Raw genomic sequence first — 15,847 nt, 5'->3', positions numbered from 1 at the left:
CGTTATGGTGGGGTGTTACTTGCCCTGCCAGCGCTTCAGTACCAGGGTGGCGTTGGTGCCACCGAAACCGAAGCTGTTGCTCATCACGGTGTTGATGGTGGCGTTTTCGCGGGTCTTGGTCAGCACCGGCAGATCGGCCACTTCAGGGTCGAGTTCGTCGATGTTGGCGGAGCCGGCAATGAAGTTGCCTTCCATCATCAGCATGCAGTAGATCGCTTCGTGAACGCCGGCGGCGCCCAGCGAGTGACCGGACAGGCTCTTGGTGGAGCTGATGGCCGGAGCCTTGTCGCCGAACACTTCACGCACACCTTTCATTTCCGCGACGTCGCCGACCGGGGTCGAAGTGCCGTGGGTGTTCAGGTAGTCGATCGGGGTGTCGACGGTGGACAGTGCCTGCTGCATGCAGCGGATCGCGCCTTCGCCACTCGGGGCAACCATGTCGTAGCCGTCGGAGGTCGCGCCGTAGCCGACGATTTCCGCGTAGATTTTCGCGCCACGGGCCAGAGCGTGTTCCAGCTCTTCAACCACGACCATGCCGCCACCGCCGGCGATGACGAAACCGTCACGGTCGGCGTCGTAGGCACGGGAAGCTTTTTCCGGGGTGTCGTTGCGCTTGCTGGACAGGGCGCCCATGGCGTCGAACAGGAACGACTGGCTCCAGTGCTCTTCTTCACCGCCACCGGCGAAGACGATGTCCTGCTTGCCCATCTGGATCTGTTCCATGGCGGTACCGATGCAGTGAGCACTGGTGGCGCAGGCAGACGCGATGGAGTAGTTCAGGCCCTTGATCTTGAACGGAGTGGCCAGGCACGCGGAAACGGTGCTGCTCATGGTCCGCGTTACGCGGTATGGGCCGACGCGCTTGACGCCTTTCTCGCGCAGGATGTCCAGCGCTTCCATCTGATTCAGGGTCGATGCGCCACCGGAACCGGCGATCAGGCCGGTACGCGGGTTGGACACCTGCTCTTCGGTCAGGCCGGAGTCGGTGATGGCGTCTTTCATGGCCAGGTAGGCATAAGCTGCCGCGTGGCCGACGAAGCGATAGATCTTGCGATCGATCAGTTCTTCAAGGTTGAGGTCAATGGAGCCGGAAACCTGGCTACGCAGACCCATTTCGGCATATTCCGGGTTGAACCGGATGCCAGGGCGGCTTGCACGCAGGTTAGCGGAGACGGTCTCTTTGTCATTGCCCAGGCAAGAAACGATGCCCAGACCAGTGATAACGACGCGGCGCATGCGGATAACCCTTAGAAGTTGTCAGTGGAGGTGAACACGCCGACCCGGAGGCCTTCGGCGGTGTAGATTTCGCGACCGTCGACAGTGACCGAACCGTCGGCGATGGCCAGGTTCAGCTTGCCCTTGAGGACGCGCTTGATATGAATGTTATAGGTGACTTTCTTGGCGGTCGGCAGGACCTGGCCGAAGAATTTCACTTCGCCCGAACCCAGCGCACGGCCACGGCCCGGCAGGCCTTGCCAGCCCAGGAAGAAACCGACCAGTTGCCACATGGCGTCGAGGCCCAGGCAGCCCGGCATCACCGGGTCGCCTTCGAAGTGGCAGGCGAAGAACCACAGGTCCGGATTGATATCCAGCTCGGCGACCAATTCACCTTTGCCGTACTTGCCACCTTCTTCGCTGATAAGGGTGATGCGATCAACCATCAGCATGTTCGGGGCGGGCAGTTGCGCGTTACCAGGGCCGAACAGCTCACCGCGACCGCAGCGCAGCAGGTCTTCCCGGGTAAAGGCGTTTTGTTTGGTCATGCGAGCTCCTCAATAGTCCCATGCGGCAGGTGGGGCAAATCTTCCCGGCCGATCGAAGCGTTCATGCCTCGAACCGGCAGCCTACTCATAGACTATTGCGTTGTGGTGAAAGTCACAGCACCAAGGACATGAATGTACACTTGTGCACTGAAATTATTATTCAAGCCCCTTTTCGGGCCTGTTCGGGTGACTAAGACTGCCGCACTTTCGCCTTTCACGCCAGTCGCAGATGCTCGAAAGGCCTGTACTACTGCACCCATCGCTGCAGAATTTGCTGCAGATCAGTCCGTTTGAACGGCTTGGCCAGGTAATCGTTCATCCCTGCCGACAGACAGGCTTCGCGGTCACCCTGCAAGGCGTTGGCGGTCAGGGCGATGATCGGCAGGTCGGTGCAGCCGGGTAGCTTGCGGATTTGTCGGGTGGCTTCATAGCCATCGATGATCGGCAAGCGGCAATCCATCAGGATCGCTTCGAAAATCAGGCTCTCGGCACTGCGTACCGCCTGCGCGCCGTCGGCGGCGACACTGACCTTGAAGCCCAGGCTGCGCAACATGGCTTCGATGACGGTCTGGTTGACCGGGTTGTCTTCGACCAACAGCACATTGCGCCCCTCGCCATTGCTGTTGCGCGATTGCGCGCGAGGGGGCAATAGCGGTTGGGTCTGCTGGTGCAGAGCCAGGGGAATTTCCAGGGTGAACACCGAACCGCGGCCTTCCTCACTTTGTGCGCGCAAGGTGCCGCCCATGCGTTCGGCCAGGGTACGGGCAATCGGCAGGCCCAGCCCCGTGCCGCCGTAACGTCTTGAAATGGAGCTGTCGGCCTGCTGGAAAGCGTTGAACATCAATTCCAGGCTTTGCGCCGGGATGCCGATGCCGCTGTCGCGCACGGTGCAGGTGAACCACAGCAACTCGTGGTCCAGCGACTGCCACTGCGCCTCGATGGTGACGCGGCCCTGCTCGGTGAATTTCAGTGCATTGCCAACCAGGTTGACCAGTATCTGCCGGATACGCGTCGGGTCGCCCTTGGCCTGCAAGCCGCGCATGTCGTCGGGGATCATCAGTTGCAGGTCCAGACCACGTTGCGCGGCGCTGTGCTGGAACGACTGGGCGCAACTGCCGATCAGGTCGGCGAGGTTGAACGGGATGTGCTCCAGTTCCAGCTCTGAACGTTCGATCCGCGAGAAATCCAGGATGTCGTTGATGACCTTGAGCAAGTGCTCGGTGGATTCCGAGGCCAGCGCCGCGTATTCCACCTGTTCCTCGGTCATGTCGGTGGTTTCCAGCAACTGCAGCATGCCCTGTACGCCATTCATTGGCGTGCGCAGTTCATGGCTCATCATGGCGAGGAAATCGGATTTGGCGTTGTTGGCCTTTTCCGCTTCTTCGCGGGTCTGGATCAGCTGCGCCATGGCCTGATGCTGTTCGCGGCTGGCCTGCTCGAGACCGCTGGCGAGGTTGTTGATGTGTTGCGACAGCGCCCCCAGCTCGGTGTCATCGACAATCGGTAGCGGTGTCTTGTAGTCGCCGTCCTGGATCGCCTTGACCGCATTGCCGATATCGCGGATCGGTTGCGACAGGCTGCCCGCCAGACGCCGGGCCACAATGAAGGTAAACAGCAGGGCAAACAGTGCCAGGATGGCGGCCTTGAGCACGATTTCCTGTTGGCGCCGGCTGAAGGCGTCGTTGGAAAGCCCGACGATCACCCGGCCTAGATAGTCTTCGACAGGGGCCACGGTGGCGGTTTTGCTGCTCTGGAAAAAATCATTGTGCAAAGCGATGCGCTGGAGCCGTATCGGTGCCTGGAACACTTCGAGCTGTTGCGCGCGATTATGATGTTCGTTCGGTTGTTCGACGTACACCAGAACCCGGTTGGCGCTGTCCTGGATTTCCAGAAAGCTCACGTTGGGTGTGGCCAGCGTCGCCTTGAGCAAGGTGTCGAGCACTTCGATGTTGCCCGAAATCACTCCGTACTCGGTGGCCGGGGCCAGTTGATTGGCGATCAGCTGGCCGGTGTGGGTGATTTCCTGACGCAGATCCTGAATACGCACGAACGTGAAGAAACTGATCAGCAACAAGGTCAGCAGCAGTGCAGGGCCGAGGCTGATCAGTTGGGTGCGGGTGTTGATGTCCCAGCGACGGCGCAAACTCATGGACGGCGTTCTCCTTCAGCCAGCAGTGTGGCGACAGACGCTTCGTTTATCTGTTCGATACCCAATGAACGCGCCACCTGCGGATTGCTCGCGACCTTGAATCGATGGGGATAGTACGTGTGCGGCCAGGTGGCCGGAGGCCGGTCGAGCAATTCGTCGAGGACCGCCAACCAATCGCTCTGATCGCTATAGGTACTGGCCAGGCTCCCGGCCTTGACGAATCCGGCGTTGGGTCCGATCAGCGCCACTTGCCGGGAGTAGCTGCTCAGCAGCAGGTTCTTTGCGGTTTGCGGGTTGTACAGGTCGGCATCGTCCAGGCCCAGCAACACGTCGCTTTTATTTAGCAGGGCCTGTAATGGACGACTGTCGTGAATGTTGTCCCAGCGCTGGGTGACCACCTCAAGATCCAGGGGGAGGGCGGCCTGACGCAGCTCATTCAAGAGGAATTCACTGTGGGTGTCGTAGAGCACGCCGACGCGTCTGGCCTGGGGCAACAGGGTGCGGGTCAAGCGCAACTGGCGATCCAGTGGTGGATCGCTCCATAGCAGGCAAAGGCGTGCAGGCAGCGAGTTGTTCAAGCGCTGCCGGGCCTGCAGGCGGCTGATGCGCAATACCAGTGTCGCCGGGCCCTGGGCGTTCTGCAGGCGCCAGTCGAGGCTGGGCAGGTCGAGCAGTATCAAGCGGATGTTTTCCGGCAACTTGTCCGGTATCGGCATTTTGGCCAGCGTCTGGAAGCGTACGCTATCGCTTGGTCGCAACTCGCTCAGGGCCTGGGTAAACGCCCGCACAGCGGGGCTGTCTTCGGCACCCGTGAGCAAAATGTCGGCCGCATTACTCGCCAGGCTGCCCAGCAGGCCGCTTGATAGCAGGCAGAGTATGGCCAGCAGCCGACCCAGGGTCGGCATTCTGCAGGCCGGACGATTCGGCATCTTAAAGCTCCAGCTCCGCGCTGAAATACATTACGTGGCGCTGGTCATAGTTGTTGTCGATGAAGGTGGTCGGCTGATTGTCCAGCCGTTGCTGGAGCACTCCGGCCAGCTCCAGGCTGGCCTTGCCCAAGGCGATACGTTTGGCGATGCGCGCATCGACCCGTTCGAAGCGGTAGCCGTTGAGGGCGTCATCGCCATAATAGAAAAGCGCACTGTTCCAGCCCTGGCCCCAATCGCGCAGCCATCCGGCCGAACCACTGTTGCTTGCAGTCTGCCTGGCATCCAGCGGATTGCTGGCGTCGGCATCGACGTAGGCATAGGTCAGTCGCAGGCGATCGAGGCTGCCGACACGCCAGTCGAGCTGGGTTTCGCCCCCCGAAAAGCGTGCCTTGTTGGCGTTGCTGGCGATGTACTGATTGTTGCGCAGCGGTTCACTGATCATGCCGGTGATTTCGTCGTGGAACAGCTTCACGTCGAGCGCCAGCCCCGGTTCGGGAAAATAGCCGTTGTAGCCCAGTTCCCGGGAGCGCATGTGCTCTTGGTCGAGGTCGCCGGGGCCACGGGTCTTGACGAAATAACGGGCGCTGGACTGGCCAAAGGCGCCGGGCTTGAGGTTGGTGACCTGATAACTCCAGTTGACGTTGTTCTCGAACATGTCCGGTGAACGGACGGCCTCGGAGTACACCGCACGCAAGCCGTGACGCGGATTGATCAGGTAGTTGACCGCCATGCGAGGTGTCAGCGAACTGCCGATCAACCGGGTGTCCTCGAACATGGCACCGCCTTGCAGCAGCCAGTGTTCGGTGGCACGCCACTCGAACTGGCCGAACGCCCGCCAGATGGTGTCATCGAGAGTGCCATTGAAGTAGGTCTCGGAATCGGCCCGGTCGTAACGATAGTTCAACCCGCTGACCAGCCGCAGGTTATCGGCAAGGCTCAGGGTGTCCTGCAGTTCGAGGTCGTAGCGCGACTCTCGGGTGCTCTGGTCGATGTCGCCGCAAACGGTCTGGCTTGCGCCGTTGCGCCATTGATCGAGCACCTGATTGGCCAGCGCCTGCTCGGCGAGCGTGCCGGCCGGCGCACCAGGGCCGGTGAAGCGCGTGATATTGCGGGCCAGGCGTTCGGTGTAGTTCGGGTTCAATTGCCAGAGTTCGGTCAGTTGCGGGCTGAAGGATATTTCAGCATCGCAGGCGCGCCAGGTTTGCTGACGATCCCAGTGTTGGGCCGAACCCTGGATATAAAGGCTGTGGTCGGGATCGATGTCCAGGTTCCAGCGCAATGACCCGGCGTAGTCCTTGGCGGTGACGTCGGAGTCGTTGCCCGCGCGGGTAATCCCCGGGAACACCGGCCGGTAGGTATAGGGCCGTTGGTTGGTGCCATCCTTGGCATTCAATTGCCAGTCGAGGCTTTGCCGTTCGTCGAGGCTCTGGCTGACGGCGAGATTGAAGCGATCGAGGCGACGGCTGTCATGGTAGTCCGCGCCGGTTCGATCGGTGTCGAAGCCGTCGTCTTGCTGGCCGGACAGGGACAGGCGCATGTCACCGTCCTCCCAGCCCAGGCCCTGGCTGGCGTAAAAGTCGTTGATGCCGCGCTGGCCCTGGGTGACCTTCATGCGCGTACCGTGACTGTCGGCCGGCCGCCGGGTAATGATGTTGACCACCGCCATCAGGGCATTGGCGCCGTAGCTGACGGTATTCGGTCCGCGAAAAACTTCGATGCGCTCGATATCTTCCATGGCCACCGGAATGTCGCTCCAGTCGACGGTGGCCAGGCCGGCGCGATACACCGAGCGCCCGTCTATCAGCACTTGCATGCGTCGCGCTTCAGTTGCATTGGTGCCGTGGTAGTTCACCGCTGCCTGGTTGCCGCTGATGTTGCCGACCATCATCCCCGGCACCAGACGCAGCAGTTCACTGATGTCGCGGGCTCCGCTGGCGTGGATCAGGGCGCTGTCAATCACCGTCATGCTTCCCGGCACGGCCGCCGGCGACTGCTTCAGGCGCGTGGCGGTGAGCACTTGCGGCAGTGGTTCACTGTCCAGGAACAAGTCGTCGGCCAGCACCGGCGAGCTGAAAATCAGCGCCAGTACCAGAGGCGAATGCGGTGAAGGAGAGCCCGGAGACACAACTGATCCCTGTCAGTGATTGTTGGCGCGCATGTTAACCGAGCCGAATGACTTTTCCATTCACGATGTCTGCATTTTCCTCGGTTTTATTGGTCTTCTTCCTACGGTTGCAGGTATTTGATGTCGGGGCTGGCCGCCGAGGGGCTGCCCCGTATAATGCCGACATCGCCACTGGTATGGATTAACGGATTGCATATGACTGAACAGCGCCCGATTGCGGTCCTGGGAGGCGGAAGTTTTGGAACCGCCGTGGCTAATCTGCTGGCCGAGAACGGGCATCAGGTCCTTCAGTGGATGCGTGACCCCGAACAGGCCGAGGCCATTCGGGTCAATCGCGAAAACCCGCGTTACCTCAAAGGCATCAAAATTCTGCCCGGCGTCACACCGGTCACCGACCTGCAAGCCACCCTGGACGCCTGTGACCTGTGTTTTGTCGCATTGCCCTCCAGCGCGCTGCGCTCGGTGCTGGTGCCGCACGCCGAACGCTTGACCGGCAAATTGCTGGTGAGCCTGACCAAAGGCATCGAAGCCCACACGTTCAAGCTGATGAGCGAGATCCTCGAAGAGATCGCCCCGCAGGCGCGCATCGGCGTCCTGTCCGGACCCAACCTGGCCCGAGAAATCGCCGAACATGCACTGACCGCCACGGTGGTCGCCAGTGAAGACGAAGAACTCTGCCAGCAGGTTCAGGCCGCGCTGCACGGGCGCACCTTTCGTGTGTACGCCAGCGCCGACCGTTTCGGCGTGGAACTGGGTGGGGCGTTGAAAAACGTCTACGCGATCATCGCCGGCATGGCGGTGGCGCTGGGCATGGGCGAAAATACCAAAAGCATGCTGATTACCCGGGCATTGGCGGAAATGACCCGCTTCGCGGTGAATCAGGGCGCTAACCCGATGACCTTCCTGGGACTGGCGGGCGTGGGCGATCTGATCGTGACCTGTTCGTCGCCCAAGAGCCGCAACTATCAGGTCGGTTTCGCCCTCGGCCAGGGCCTGAGCCTGGACGAGGCGGTCACGCGCCTGGGTGAAGTCGCCGAAGGGGTCAACACCCTTAAAGTGCTCAAGGCCAAGGCCCAGGAGGTTGGCGTGTACATGCCGCTGGTCGCCGGTCTGCACGCGATCCTGTTCGAGGGCCGCACGCTGGAGCAGGTCATCGGACTGTTAATGCGTGGCGAGCCGAAAACCGACGTCGACTTTATTTCCACCAGTGGTTTCAACTAATTTCACGCTTGCCAGAAAAGCAGGGAGTTGCGCATGAACGATCCAAAAGTAGAAGCCAAGTACGAATCCATCCTGCTGCGGGTGCTGTGGATGATCCTCTTCGTGCTGGTGTGGCAAGTGGCGCAGTTCATCCTCGGCGCCGTCGTGCTGGTGCAGTTGATCTATCGTTTGTTCTATGGCGCCCCAAGCGCCAGCCTGATGAATTTCGGCGACAGCCTGAGCCAGTTTCTGGCGCAGATCGGTCGTTTCGGCAGCTTTCACAGCGACCAGAAGCCCTGGCCGTTCGCCGACTGGCCGACGCCGCGTACACCGGAAGGTGAGGCGCCGCATGTCGTGGCACCGGCACCCCATCCGACCCGAGATGAGGAACCCAAGCTATGAAACTCTGGGTATTGCGTCATGGTGAAGCCGAGCCTTATGGAGCGCGACCTGATTCCGAGCGGGCACTGACCGACCACGGCCGCAAGGAAGTGTTGAGCAGCGCCGCGCGGTTGATGGGTGAGCCGCTGACGGCGATCTATGCCAGCCCCTACCTGCGTGCACAGCAGACAGCGCAACTGGTGCGCGAGGCATTGGGCTTCGAGCCCGAGATCCGTACCGTCGAATGGCTGACCCCGGACACCGACCCGGACAAAGTGGCCGAGCAACTGGTATCGGTGAGCAACGTCCTTTTGGTCAGTCACAACCCGCTGGTGGGGCATTTGTTGAGTTACCTGCAACATGGTGCCGGGCATCCGCCGGAAAAAGTCAGCACCGCCGGGTTGGCCGAACTCAAGGGCGATGAGTTACTGATCGGGTCGATGAAACTCGACAGCATCAAGCACCCTTAACACCGCTTTTCTGTGGGAGCGTGGCTTGCCCGCGAAGGTATCGACTCGGTTTACCTGATAAACCGCGGCGCCTGCATCGCGGGCAAGCCACGCTCCCACAGGTACGTCATAACCCGAAAAGTTTTGTATGAAATAGTCAACCAAGCACTTGCTTGGTTGGCTACGCTTGCTCCAGACCAAAATCACAGGAGCGAGTCGCATGTCTGCTGCTTTTCGTTTGCCACTGGACGTCTTCTACGAGCGTGAGGCCCGTCATCCCCGCCAGCGCTTTCTGGTCCAGCCTGTCGGAGGCGGCCAGGTCGAGACCTTGACCTGGGCCGACGTCGGTCATCAAGCACGCTGCGCCGCCCACTGGCTGCGAGCGCGGGAACTGCCGCAGGGCAGCCATATCGCCCTGATCTCGAAAAATTGTGCGCACTGGATCATTGCCGATCTGGCGATCTGGATGGCCGGGCATGTGTCGGTGCCGTTGTACCCAAACCTGACCGCCGAGACCGTTGCCCAAGTGCTCGAACATTCGGAAGCAGCGCTGGCGTTCATTGGCAAGCTCGATGACTGGCCAGGCATGTCCCGTGGCGTCAGCCCCGACCTGCCGACCATCAGCCTGCCCCTGCATCCTCCCGGTGACTTTGATTTCAGCTGGGACGACCTGCAACGCAGCTCGCCCATCCAGGACAATCCCAAGCCTGACGCCGATCAACTGGCGACCATCATTTACACATCCGGCACCACGGGCATGCCCAAGGGCGTGATGCACAGCTTCGGCAATCTGGGGTTCGCCACGACACGCGGCACTGCGTTGTTCGGCCTCAACGAGTCGGACCGGCTGTTGTCCTACCTGCCGCTGTGCCACGTTGCTGAGCGGATGTTCGTCGAACTGGCGTCGATCTATACAGGTCAAACAGTGTTTTTCGCTGAGAGCCTCGATACCTTCCTCACCGACCTGCGACGTGCGCGCCCGACCGCACTGTTTGGCGTGCCGCGTATCTGGACCAAATTCCAGATGGGCGTGTACAGCAAGATCCCGGCAAAACGTCTCGACTTCCTGCTTGGCCTGCCGATCATCGGCAAACGGGTCGGGCATAAAGTCCTCGCCGGGTTGGGGCTGGACGCGTTGCGCATCGCGTTGTCCGGCGCAGCTCCGGTGCCGCAGACCTTGTTGCAGTGGTACCGCAAACTGGGGCTGGACGTGCTGGAGGTCTACGGCATGACCGAGAGTTGCGGCTACTCCCACATCGGTATGCCGGGCCAGAACAAACCGGGCTGGATCGGCAAGCCTTGCCCGGAAGTCGAAGTGCGGATCGCCGAGACGGGGGAGGTCATGGTGCGCAGTGGTGCGACCATGCTCGGGTATTACAAGGAACCGGAAAAAACCGCCGACACCATTACCGAGGACGGCTTCCTGCGTACCGGCGACAAGGGCGAGCAGGACGCCGAAGGCAATCTGCGCCTGACCGGACGCCTGAAGGAAATCTTCAAGACCAGCAAAGGCAAGTACGTGGCCCCGGCTCCGATTGAAAATCGCCTGGCCGTGCATTCGCGCATCGAACAGGTCTGCGTGGTGGGCGATGGTTTGAGTGCGCCGCTGGGTTTGTGCGTGTTGTCGGCGGTCGGCCAGCAGGATGCCGACGGGGCCGCGCGCGCCGGCCTGCATTCGAGCCTGGAAAAATTGCTGGAAGAGGTCAACGGCGCCCTCGACAAGCATGAACAACTGCGGCGCCTGGTAGTGGTCAAGGACAGTTGGGCCGTGGAAAACGGCTTTCTCACCCCGACCCTGAAGATCAAGCGCAACGTGATCGAAGCGGCTTACGGTGAGCGCTTTGAGGAATGGAGCGAGCGCAGCGAAGCGGTGCTGTGGCAGGATTGATTCACGAAGAAAACCAACAAGGAAATTCTGCGATGAGCTTGTGGCGCACCACCCCGAACATCGAGCAGTTGAACGCAATCCAGAAAAACACCATTGGCGAAGTGCTGGACATCCGTTTCGAGTCCTTCGACGAAGAGTCCCTGACCGCCAGCATGGTCGTCGATCACCGCACCCATCAGCCCTACGGCTTGCTGCATGGCGGTGCCTCGGTGGTGCTGGCCGAATCGGTCGGCTCAATGGCCAGCTACCTGTGCATCGATGCCAGCAAATTCTATTGCGTGGGCCTGGAAATCAACGCCAACCATTTGCGCGGCCTGCGCAGCGGACGGGTGACGGCGGTGGCCAAGCCGATCCACATCGGCCGCACGACCCACGTCTGGGACATTCGCCTGACTAGCGATGAGGGCAAGGCCAGTTGTGTGTCGCGACTGACCATGGCAGTGGTGCCATTGGGTGAGAATCCACCGACTCGTTGAACCAAAGCCATAGCTTTGACCGGACTGTCATCATTCCTGTCAGTTACGGTCATTGCTGTAGGACGCGGTCTTGCGGACAATCGACGTCTGTTCTCGCTCATGGATTTGCAGGTATGTCGCAACAGATCTTTTTCGCCCACGCCAATGGTTTTCCTTCGGGGACCTACGGCAAGTTGTTTGCGGCGCTGGCACCCGAGTTTCAGGTGACGCATCTGGAGCAGCACGCCCACGATCCGCGTTTCCCGGCGGACGACAACTGGTACAACCTGGTGGATGAGCTGATCCATCACCTGCAACAACAAGCCGAACCCGTGTGGGGTGTCGGTCACTCCTTTGGTGGCGTGCTGCATCTGCATGCGGCGTTGCGCTGCCCTGAGCTGTATCGCGGGGTAGTGATGCTCGACTCGCCCGTGCTGACCCGCACCGACCAATGGGTCATACGGGCGGCCAAACGCTTTGGTTTCATCGACCGCTTGACCCCGGCCGGGCGCACCCTGGGTCGCCGTGAAGAATTCGCCGACCTGGAAAGCGCCCGGAAATATTTCGCCGGTAAAACCCTGTTCCGCGGTTTCGACCCGGAATGCTTCGATGCCTACCTGCAACACGGCTTGCACCAGGTCGGCGACAAGCTGCGCCTGCGGTTCGACCCGGCCACGGAAATCAGCATCTATCGCGGTGTGCCGCACACCAGCCCGGGCAGCACCCGGCAGTTGCAAGTGCCGCTGGCGGTGGTTCGCGGGCACAACAGCCGCGTAGTGATGCGCCATCACGCCAGTTCGGTGGACCGCCTGCCGCTGGGCGAGTCGTTGACCATGCCCGGCGGCCACATGTTTCCGCTCGAACGTCCCCTTGATACCGCTGACATGCTCAAAGGCCTGTTCTATCGCTGGGGCGGCCGTCGACAGCAGGATTGCGCATGAACCACGTCGTCGAAGAAGTCCGCCTGAGCCTGCCGCACATCGAACTGGCGGCGCACCTGTTCGGTCCTGAAGACGGTCTGCCGGTGATTGCCCTGCATGGCTGGCTGGACAACGCCAACAGCTTTGCCCGTCTGGCGCCGAAGCTCAAAGGCTTGCGCGTCATCGCGCTGGACATGGCCGGTCACGGTCATTCCGGGCATCGCCCGCCGGGCGCCGGTTACGCCATGTGGGACTATGCCCACGATGTGCTGCAAGTCGCCGAACAGCTAGAACTGCGCAAATTTGCGCTGATGGGGCATTCGATGGGCGCCATCGCTTCGCTGATCATCGCCGGGTCGATGCCCGAACGGGTCACCCACCTGGCGTTGATCGACGGCATCATTCCTCCTACAGACAAAGGTGAAAACGCTGCCGAGCGCATGGGCATGGCCCTGCAAGCTCAACTGGATTTGCGGGAGAAGCGCAAGCCGGTCTACGACACCCTCGACCGAGCCATCGAAGCGCGCATGAAGGGCCTGGTTGCGGTCAGCCGCGAGGCCGCTGAACTGCTGGCGCAGCGCGGCCTGATGCCGGTGCCGGGCGGTTACACCTGGCGCACCGACAATCGCCTCACGTTGCCATCGCCGCTGCGTCTTACAACCGAACAGGCCATGGCCTTCGTCCAGCGGATCAAGTGTCCTGCAACGCTGGTGGTTGCCGCCGACGGCATGCTCGCCAAACACCCTGAGTTGCTGGAGCGTCTACCCTTTAGCCGGGAACAGCTGCCAGGCGGCCACCATTTGCACCTCAATGACGAGTCCGGTGCCGATCTTGTCGCAGACTGTTTCAATCGGTTTTTCGCCATTCCTTGACTTGCGCCGGGCAACTGTCGAGGCTTGGCGGGTTGAAAAGGGAGACAACCATGATAGATCTCTACACCGCTGCGACTCCGAATGGCCACAAGGTCTCTATCGTGCTCGAGGAACTCGGCCTGCCCTACACGGTGCATGCCTTGAGTTTCGACAAAAAGGAGCAGAAGTCCACGGACTTCCTCAAGATCAACCCCAATGGCCGGATTCCGGCGATTGTCGACCGCGCCAACGGCGATTTCGCCGTGTTCGAATCCGGCGCCATCCTGATTTACCTCGCTGAACAGACCGGCAAACTGATGCCATCGGACCCGAAGGGGCGTTCGCTGGTATTGCAGTGGCTGATGTTTCAGATGGGCGGGATCGGCCCGATGCAGGGCCAGGCCAACGTGTTCTTCCGCTACTTTCCGGAAAAACTCCAGGGTGCCATCGACCGCTATCAGCATGAAACCCGTCGCCTCTACGAAGTGCTCGAGACGCGTTTGCAAAGCGTGGAGTTCCTCGCGGGCGAGTACAGCATTGCCGACATCGCCACCTTTCCCTGGGTGCGCGGCTACGAGTGGTCGGGCGTCTCGGTGGAGGGCTTGACGGCGTTGCAACGCTGGATGGCAACCATGGAGGCCCGGCCCGCGGTGCAGCGTGGTCTGCAGGTACCGATACGCGCCGATGAAGCCAGTGTCATCAAGGGCGCCCAGGCCATGCTGATCCGATGAGTCTATCCATGCGTTCATTCAGTTTATTGGTGCTGTGCAGTTTCAGTCCCTTGTTGTTCGCCGCTGATATTCCGGGCAGTCAGGACCTGCCGATAGTGCCGCGCATGACCGACGCCCAGATTGTCGACTATCGCCCCGCCGCCGAACTGGAGCGGATCTACCCGTTGGGCTCGATCCGTAAAATCAGTGGCCAGTTACGTTTCGACGGCCAGGTCAGTGCCCGCGGCAACGTCACGTCGGTGACCTACGAGTTGCCACCGGAGCATTCATCCATCGAGGCGTTCACCGCTGCCCGCGAGGCTTTGCAACAGCAGGACGCCGGGTTGCTCTTTTGGTGCCAGGCGCGCGATTGTGGCGAAAGCAGCCTCTGGGCCAATGAAGTCTTCGGTAACGCCAAGCTGTACGGCGCCGACGATCAACAGGCCTATCTGCTGCTGCGTCTTGCCGCACCAAGGGACAACACGCTCATTGCGCTGTACAGCATCACCCGGGGTAATCGCAAAGCCTACCTGCATGTCGAACAGTTCGAAGCTTCGGCACCGCTGGGCGAGTTGTTGCCGACCTCCGCGACCTTGCTGCGTGAACTCAAGAGCACCGGCGAGCTGGATTTTTCCACGTTGAACAGCGCACCTGACGAGACCTGGCTGCGCCTGATTTCTCGCGGACTGAATCTGGACACCACCTTGCGGGTCAGCATTTCCGGAGCGAACTCCGAAGCCTGGCGTCAGGCACTGATTGCCCAGGGCGTGCGTGCCGCGCGGATGGAAACCGGCAGTGCCGAGGGCTCTGGCCTGCACATCGAGCTATTGCGCTAGGCTGTACCGGGCGAGCGTGCAAGCTGCGTTCGCCTACTCTTTTGCTGACTGACTTTTTCGAGACTTTTGATGATCAATAACGATCGCCTGTTGGTGCAGATCCTGCTCGTGGTGTTGTTCGGCGCGAGCTTCTGGGTGATGGCGCCGTTCTGGTCGGCGATGTTCTGGGGCGCGGTCCTGGCGTTTGCCAGTTGGCCGCTGATGCGCTTGCTGACCCGTTGGCTTAACGGTCGCGAGTCGCTGGCGGCGGCATTGTTGACGCTGGGCTGGATGGTGCTGGTAGCGGCACCGCTGGTGTGGCTGGGTTTCAACCTCGCCGATCATGTGCGCGATGCCACCGCATTCATCAAGGATGCGCAGGTCGAGGGGCTACCCGAAGCACCGGTGTGGCTGGGTTCGATTCCCTTTGTGGGCGAGCGGCTGGTAGGCATCTGGAACAGCATCGATGAGCAGGGCGCGGCGATGATGGTGTCGCTCAAGCCTTATTTGGGGCAGGTGGGTAACTGGTTGCTGGCGCGCAGTGCGCAGATCGGCGGCGGTATTCTCGAGCTGACCCTGAGCATCGTCTTCGTGTTCTTTTTCTATCGTGACGGGCCGCGACTGGCGGCGTTTGTACACACGTTGCTGGAGCGGCTGATCGGTCAGCGGGCCGGCTATTACATCGAGCTGGTGGCGGGCACGGTACAGCGGGTGGTGAACGGCGTGATCGGCACCGCGGCGGCCCAGGCGATCCTGGCGCTGATCGGGTTCCTGATTGCCGGCGTACCGGGAGCGCTGGTGCTCGGTATCGTGACGTTCATGCTCAGCCTGATCCCGATGGGCCCGCCGTTGGTATGGATTCCGGCGACCGCATGGCTGGCCTGGAAAGGCGAGTACGGGATGGCCATATTCCTCGGCATCTGGGGCACATTCATCATCAGCGGTGTCGACAACGTGCTCAAACCGTACCTGATCAGCCGTGGCGGTAACCTGCCGCTGGTCATTGTGCTGCTTGGGGTGTTTGGCGGGTTGATTGCCTTTGGCTTTATCGGCCTGTTCATTGGCCCGACATTGCTGGCGGTGGCCTACAGCCTGTTGATCGACTGGAGCAAGACTCAGGCGCGGGTTGAAGATCGCCGGCCCTGAAGTTCCAGGGTCCGTAGCCCACTGAGCCCCTGAGGGTCAGTGGGCTTTTTGTTGGTGCGCCAGGCA

At 61.1% G+C, this 15,847-nt stretch carries 15 protein-coding genes; 10 read left to right on the top strand and 5 right to left on the bottom strand.

Annotation, left to right across the window (positions count from 1 at the left end):
• Nucleotides 1-15: 15 nt before the first annotated feature.
• The 5 genes from fabB to VC35_RS23985 form a co-directional block, all read right to left on the bottom strand.
• Nucleotides 16-1,236, bottom strand: coding sequence for a beta-ketoacyl-ACP synthase I (gene fabB, locus VC35_RS24005; protein WP_046042997.1), 1,221 nt, complete (start codon nt 1,234-1,236; stop codon nt 16-18).
• 11 nt (nt 1,237-1,247) lie between these two features.
• Nucleotides 1,248-1,763, bottom strand: coding sequence for a 3-hydroxyacyl-[acyl-carrier-protein] dehydratase FabA (gene fabA / locus VC35_RS24000; protein WP_046042996.1), 516 nt, complete (start codon nt 1,761-1,763; stop codon nt 1,248-1,250).
• Between the two features lie 247 nt (nt 1,764-2,010).
• Nucleotides 2,011-3,912 (bottom strand): ATP-binding protein, encoded by a 1,902-nt coding sequence (locus VC35_RS23995; RefSeq protein WP_046042995.1) that lies wholly within the window; start codon nt 3,910-3,912, stop codon nt 2,011-2,013.
• Nucleotides 3,909-4,841: an ABC transporter substrate-binding protein gene (locus VC35_RS23990; protein ID WP_046042993.1), complete on the bottom strand. Its 933-nt coding sequence runs from the start codon at nt 4,839-4,841 to the stop codon at nt 3,909-3,911. Before VC35_RS23990 ends, VC35_RS23995 begins: the two co-directional genes overlap by 4 nt.
• Before the next feature lies 1 nt (nt 4,842).
• Nucleotides 4,843-6,966 carry a TonB-dependent receptor plug domain-containing protein gene (locus VC35_RS23985; protein WP_046042991.1) on the bottom strand — a complete coding sequence of 708 codons (2,124 nt, stop codon included), beginning with the start codon at nt 6,964-6,966 and terminating at the stop codon, nt 4,843-4,845.
• A gap of 195 nt (nt 6,967-7,161) precedes the next feature.
• On the opposite strand from VC35_RS23985, the gene VC35_RS23980 reads away from it, so the two are divergent.
• The 10 genes from VC35_RS23980 to VC35_RS23935 all read left to right on the top strand — a co-directional run bounded on the left by VC35_RS23980 (nt 7,162) and on the right by VC35_RS23935 (nt 15,781).
• Entirely contained in the window at nt 7,162-8,187 is a 1,026-nt protein-coding gene (locus VC35_RS23980; protein ID WP_046042990.1) for an NAD(P)H-dependent glycerol-3-phosphate dehydrogenase, read from the top strand.
• 33 nt (nt 8,188-8,220) lie between these two features.
• Nucleotides 8,221-8,568, top strand: coding sequence for a DUF4389 domain-containing protein (locus VC35_RS23975; RefSeq protein WP_046042988.1), 348 nt, complete (start codon nt 8,221-8,223; stop codon nt 8,566-8,568).
• Nucleotides 8,565-9,017 (top strand): phosphohistidine phosphatase SixA, encoded by a 453-nt coding sequence (sixA, locus tag VC35_RS23970; protein WP_046042987.1) that lies wholly within the window; start codon nt 8,565-8,567, stop codon nt 9,015-9,017. The genes VC35_RS23975 and sixA overlap by 4 nt, the downstream gene beginning before the upstream one ends.
• A gap of 199 nt (nt 9,018-9,216) precedes the next feature.
• Complete coding sequence (locus VC35_RS23965; RefSeq protein ID WP_046042986.1) at nt 9,217-10,884, top strand: AMP-binding protein; 1,668 nt, start codon at nt 9,217-9,219, stop codon at nt 10,882-10,884.
• Nucleotides 10,885-10,916: 32 nt separating this feature from the next.
• On the top strand, nt 10,917-11,360 hold the full coding sequence (locus VC35_RS23960) for a hotdog fold thioesterase (protein ID WP_046042985.1): 444 nt from the start codon (nt 10,917-10,919) through the stop codon (nt 11,358-11,360).
• Nucleotides 11,361-11,473: 113 nt separating this feature from the next.
• Entirely contained in the window at nt 11,474-12,280 is an 807-nt protein-coding gene (locus tag VC35_RS23955) for an alpha/beta fold hydrolase (protein WP_046042984.1), read from the top strand.
• A complete protein-coding gene (locus tag VC35_RS23950; protein WP_046042982.1) occupies nt 12,277-13,131 on the top strand; it encodes an alpha/beta hydrolase in 855 nt (284 codons plus the stop codon). The genes VC35_RS23955 and VC35_RS23950 overlap by 4 nt, the downstream gene beginning before the upstream one ends.
• Nucleotides 13,132-13,181: 50 nt before the next feature.
• Nucleotides 13,182-13,841: a glutathione S-transferase family protein gene (locus VC35_RS23945; RefSeq protein WP_046042981.1), complete on the top strand. Its 660-nt coding sequence runs from the start codon at nt 13,182-13,184 to the stop codon at nt 13,839-13,841.
• 8 nt (nt 13,842-13,849) lie between these two features.
• Entirely contained in the window at nt 13,850-14,656 is an 807-nt protein-coding gene (locus VC35_RS23940) for a DUF4892 domain-containing protein (RefSeq protein ID WP_046042980.1), read from the top strand.
• Between the two features lie 69 nt (nt 14,657-14,725).
• Nucleotides 14,726-15,781 carry an AI-2E family transporter gene (locus VC35_RS23935; RefSeq protein ID WP_046042978.1) on the top strand — a complete coding sequence of 352 codons (1,056 nt, stop codon included), beginning with the start codon at nt 14,726-14,728 and terminating at the stop codon, nt 15,779-15,781.
• The last annotated feature ends 66 nt before the right edge of the window (nt 15,782-15,847 follow it).

It is taken from the genome of Pseudomonas fluorescens, assembly GCF_000967965.1.
GTDB lineage: Bacteria > Pseudomonadota > Gammaproteobacteria > Pseudomonadales > Pseudomonadaceae > Aquipseudomonas > Aquipseudomonas grandcourensis.
Note: the sequence above shows the minus strand (reverse complement) of the source record. Positions and strands in the feature narration are given on the sequence as shown.

Coding starts and splice junctions, on each gene's coding strand:
- fabB (WP_046042997.1), bottom strand. CDS start 1,236: ATGCGCCGCGTCGTTATCACTGGTCTGGGCATCGTTTCTTGCCTGGGC.
- fabA (WP_046042996.1), bottom strand. CDS start 1,763: ATGACCAAACAAAACGCCTTTACCCGGGAAGACCTGCTGCGCTGCGGT.
- VC35_RS23995 (WP_046042995.1), bottom strand. CDS start 3,912: ATGAGTTTGCGCCGTCGCTGGGACATCAACACCCGCACCCAACTGATC.
- VC35_RS23990 (WP_046042993.1), bottom strand. CDS start 4,841: ATGCCGAATCGTCCGGCCTGCAGAATGCCGACCCTGGGTCGGCTGCTG.
- VC35_RS23980 (WP_046042990.1), top strand. CDS start 7,162: ATGACTGAACAGCGCCCGATTGCGGTCCTGGGAGGCGGAAGTTTTGGA.
- VC35_RS23975 (WP_046042988.1), top strand. CDS start 8,221: ATGAACGATCCAAAAGTAGAAGCCAAGTACGAATCCATCCTGCTGCGG.
- sixA (WP_046042987.1), top strand. CDS start 8,565: ATGAAACTCTGGGTATTGCGTCATGGTGAAGCCGAGCCTTATGGAGCG.
- VC35_RS23965 (WP_046042986.1), top strand. CDS start 9,217: ATGTCTGCTGCTTTTCGTTTGCCACTGGACGTCTTCTACGAGCGTGAG.
- VC35_RS23960 (WP_046042985.1), top strand. CDS start 10,917: ATGAGCTTGTGGCGCACCACCCCGAACATCGAGCAGTTGAACGCAATC.
- VC35_RS23955 (WP_046042984.1), top strand. CDS start 11,474: ATGTCGCAACAGATCTTTTTCGCCCACGCCAATGGTTTTCCTTCGGGG.
- VC35_RS23950 (WP_046042982.1), top strand. CDS start 12,277: ATGAACCACGTCGTCGAAGAAGTCCGCCTGAGCCTGCCGCACATCGAA.
- VC35_RS23945 (WP_046042981.1), top strand. CDS start 13,182: ATGATAGATCTCTACACCGCTGCGACTCCGAATGGCCACAAGGTCTCT.
- VC35_RS23940 (WP_046042980.1), top strand. CDS start 13,850: ATGCGTTCATTCAGTTTATTGGTGCTGTGCAGTTTCAGTCCCTTGTTG.
- VC35_RS23935 (WP_046042978.1), top strand. CDS start 14,726: ATGATCAATAACGATCGCCTGTTGGTGCAGATCCTGCTCGTGGTGTTG.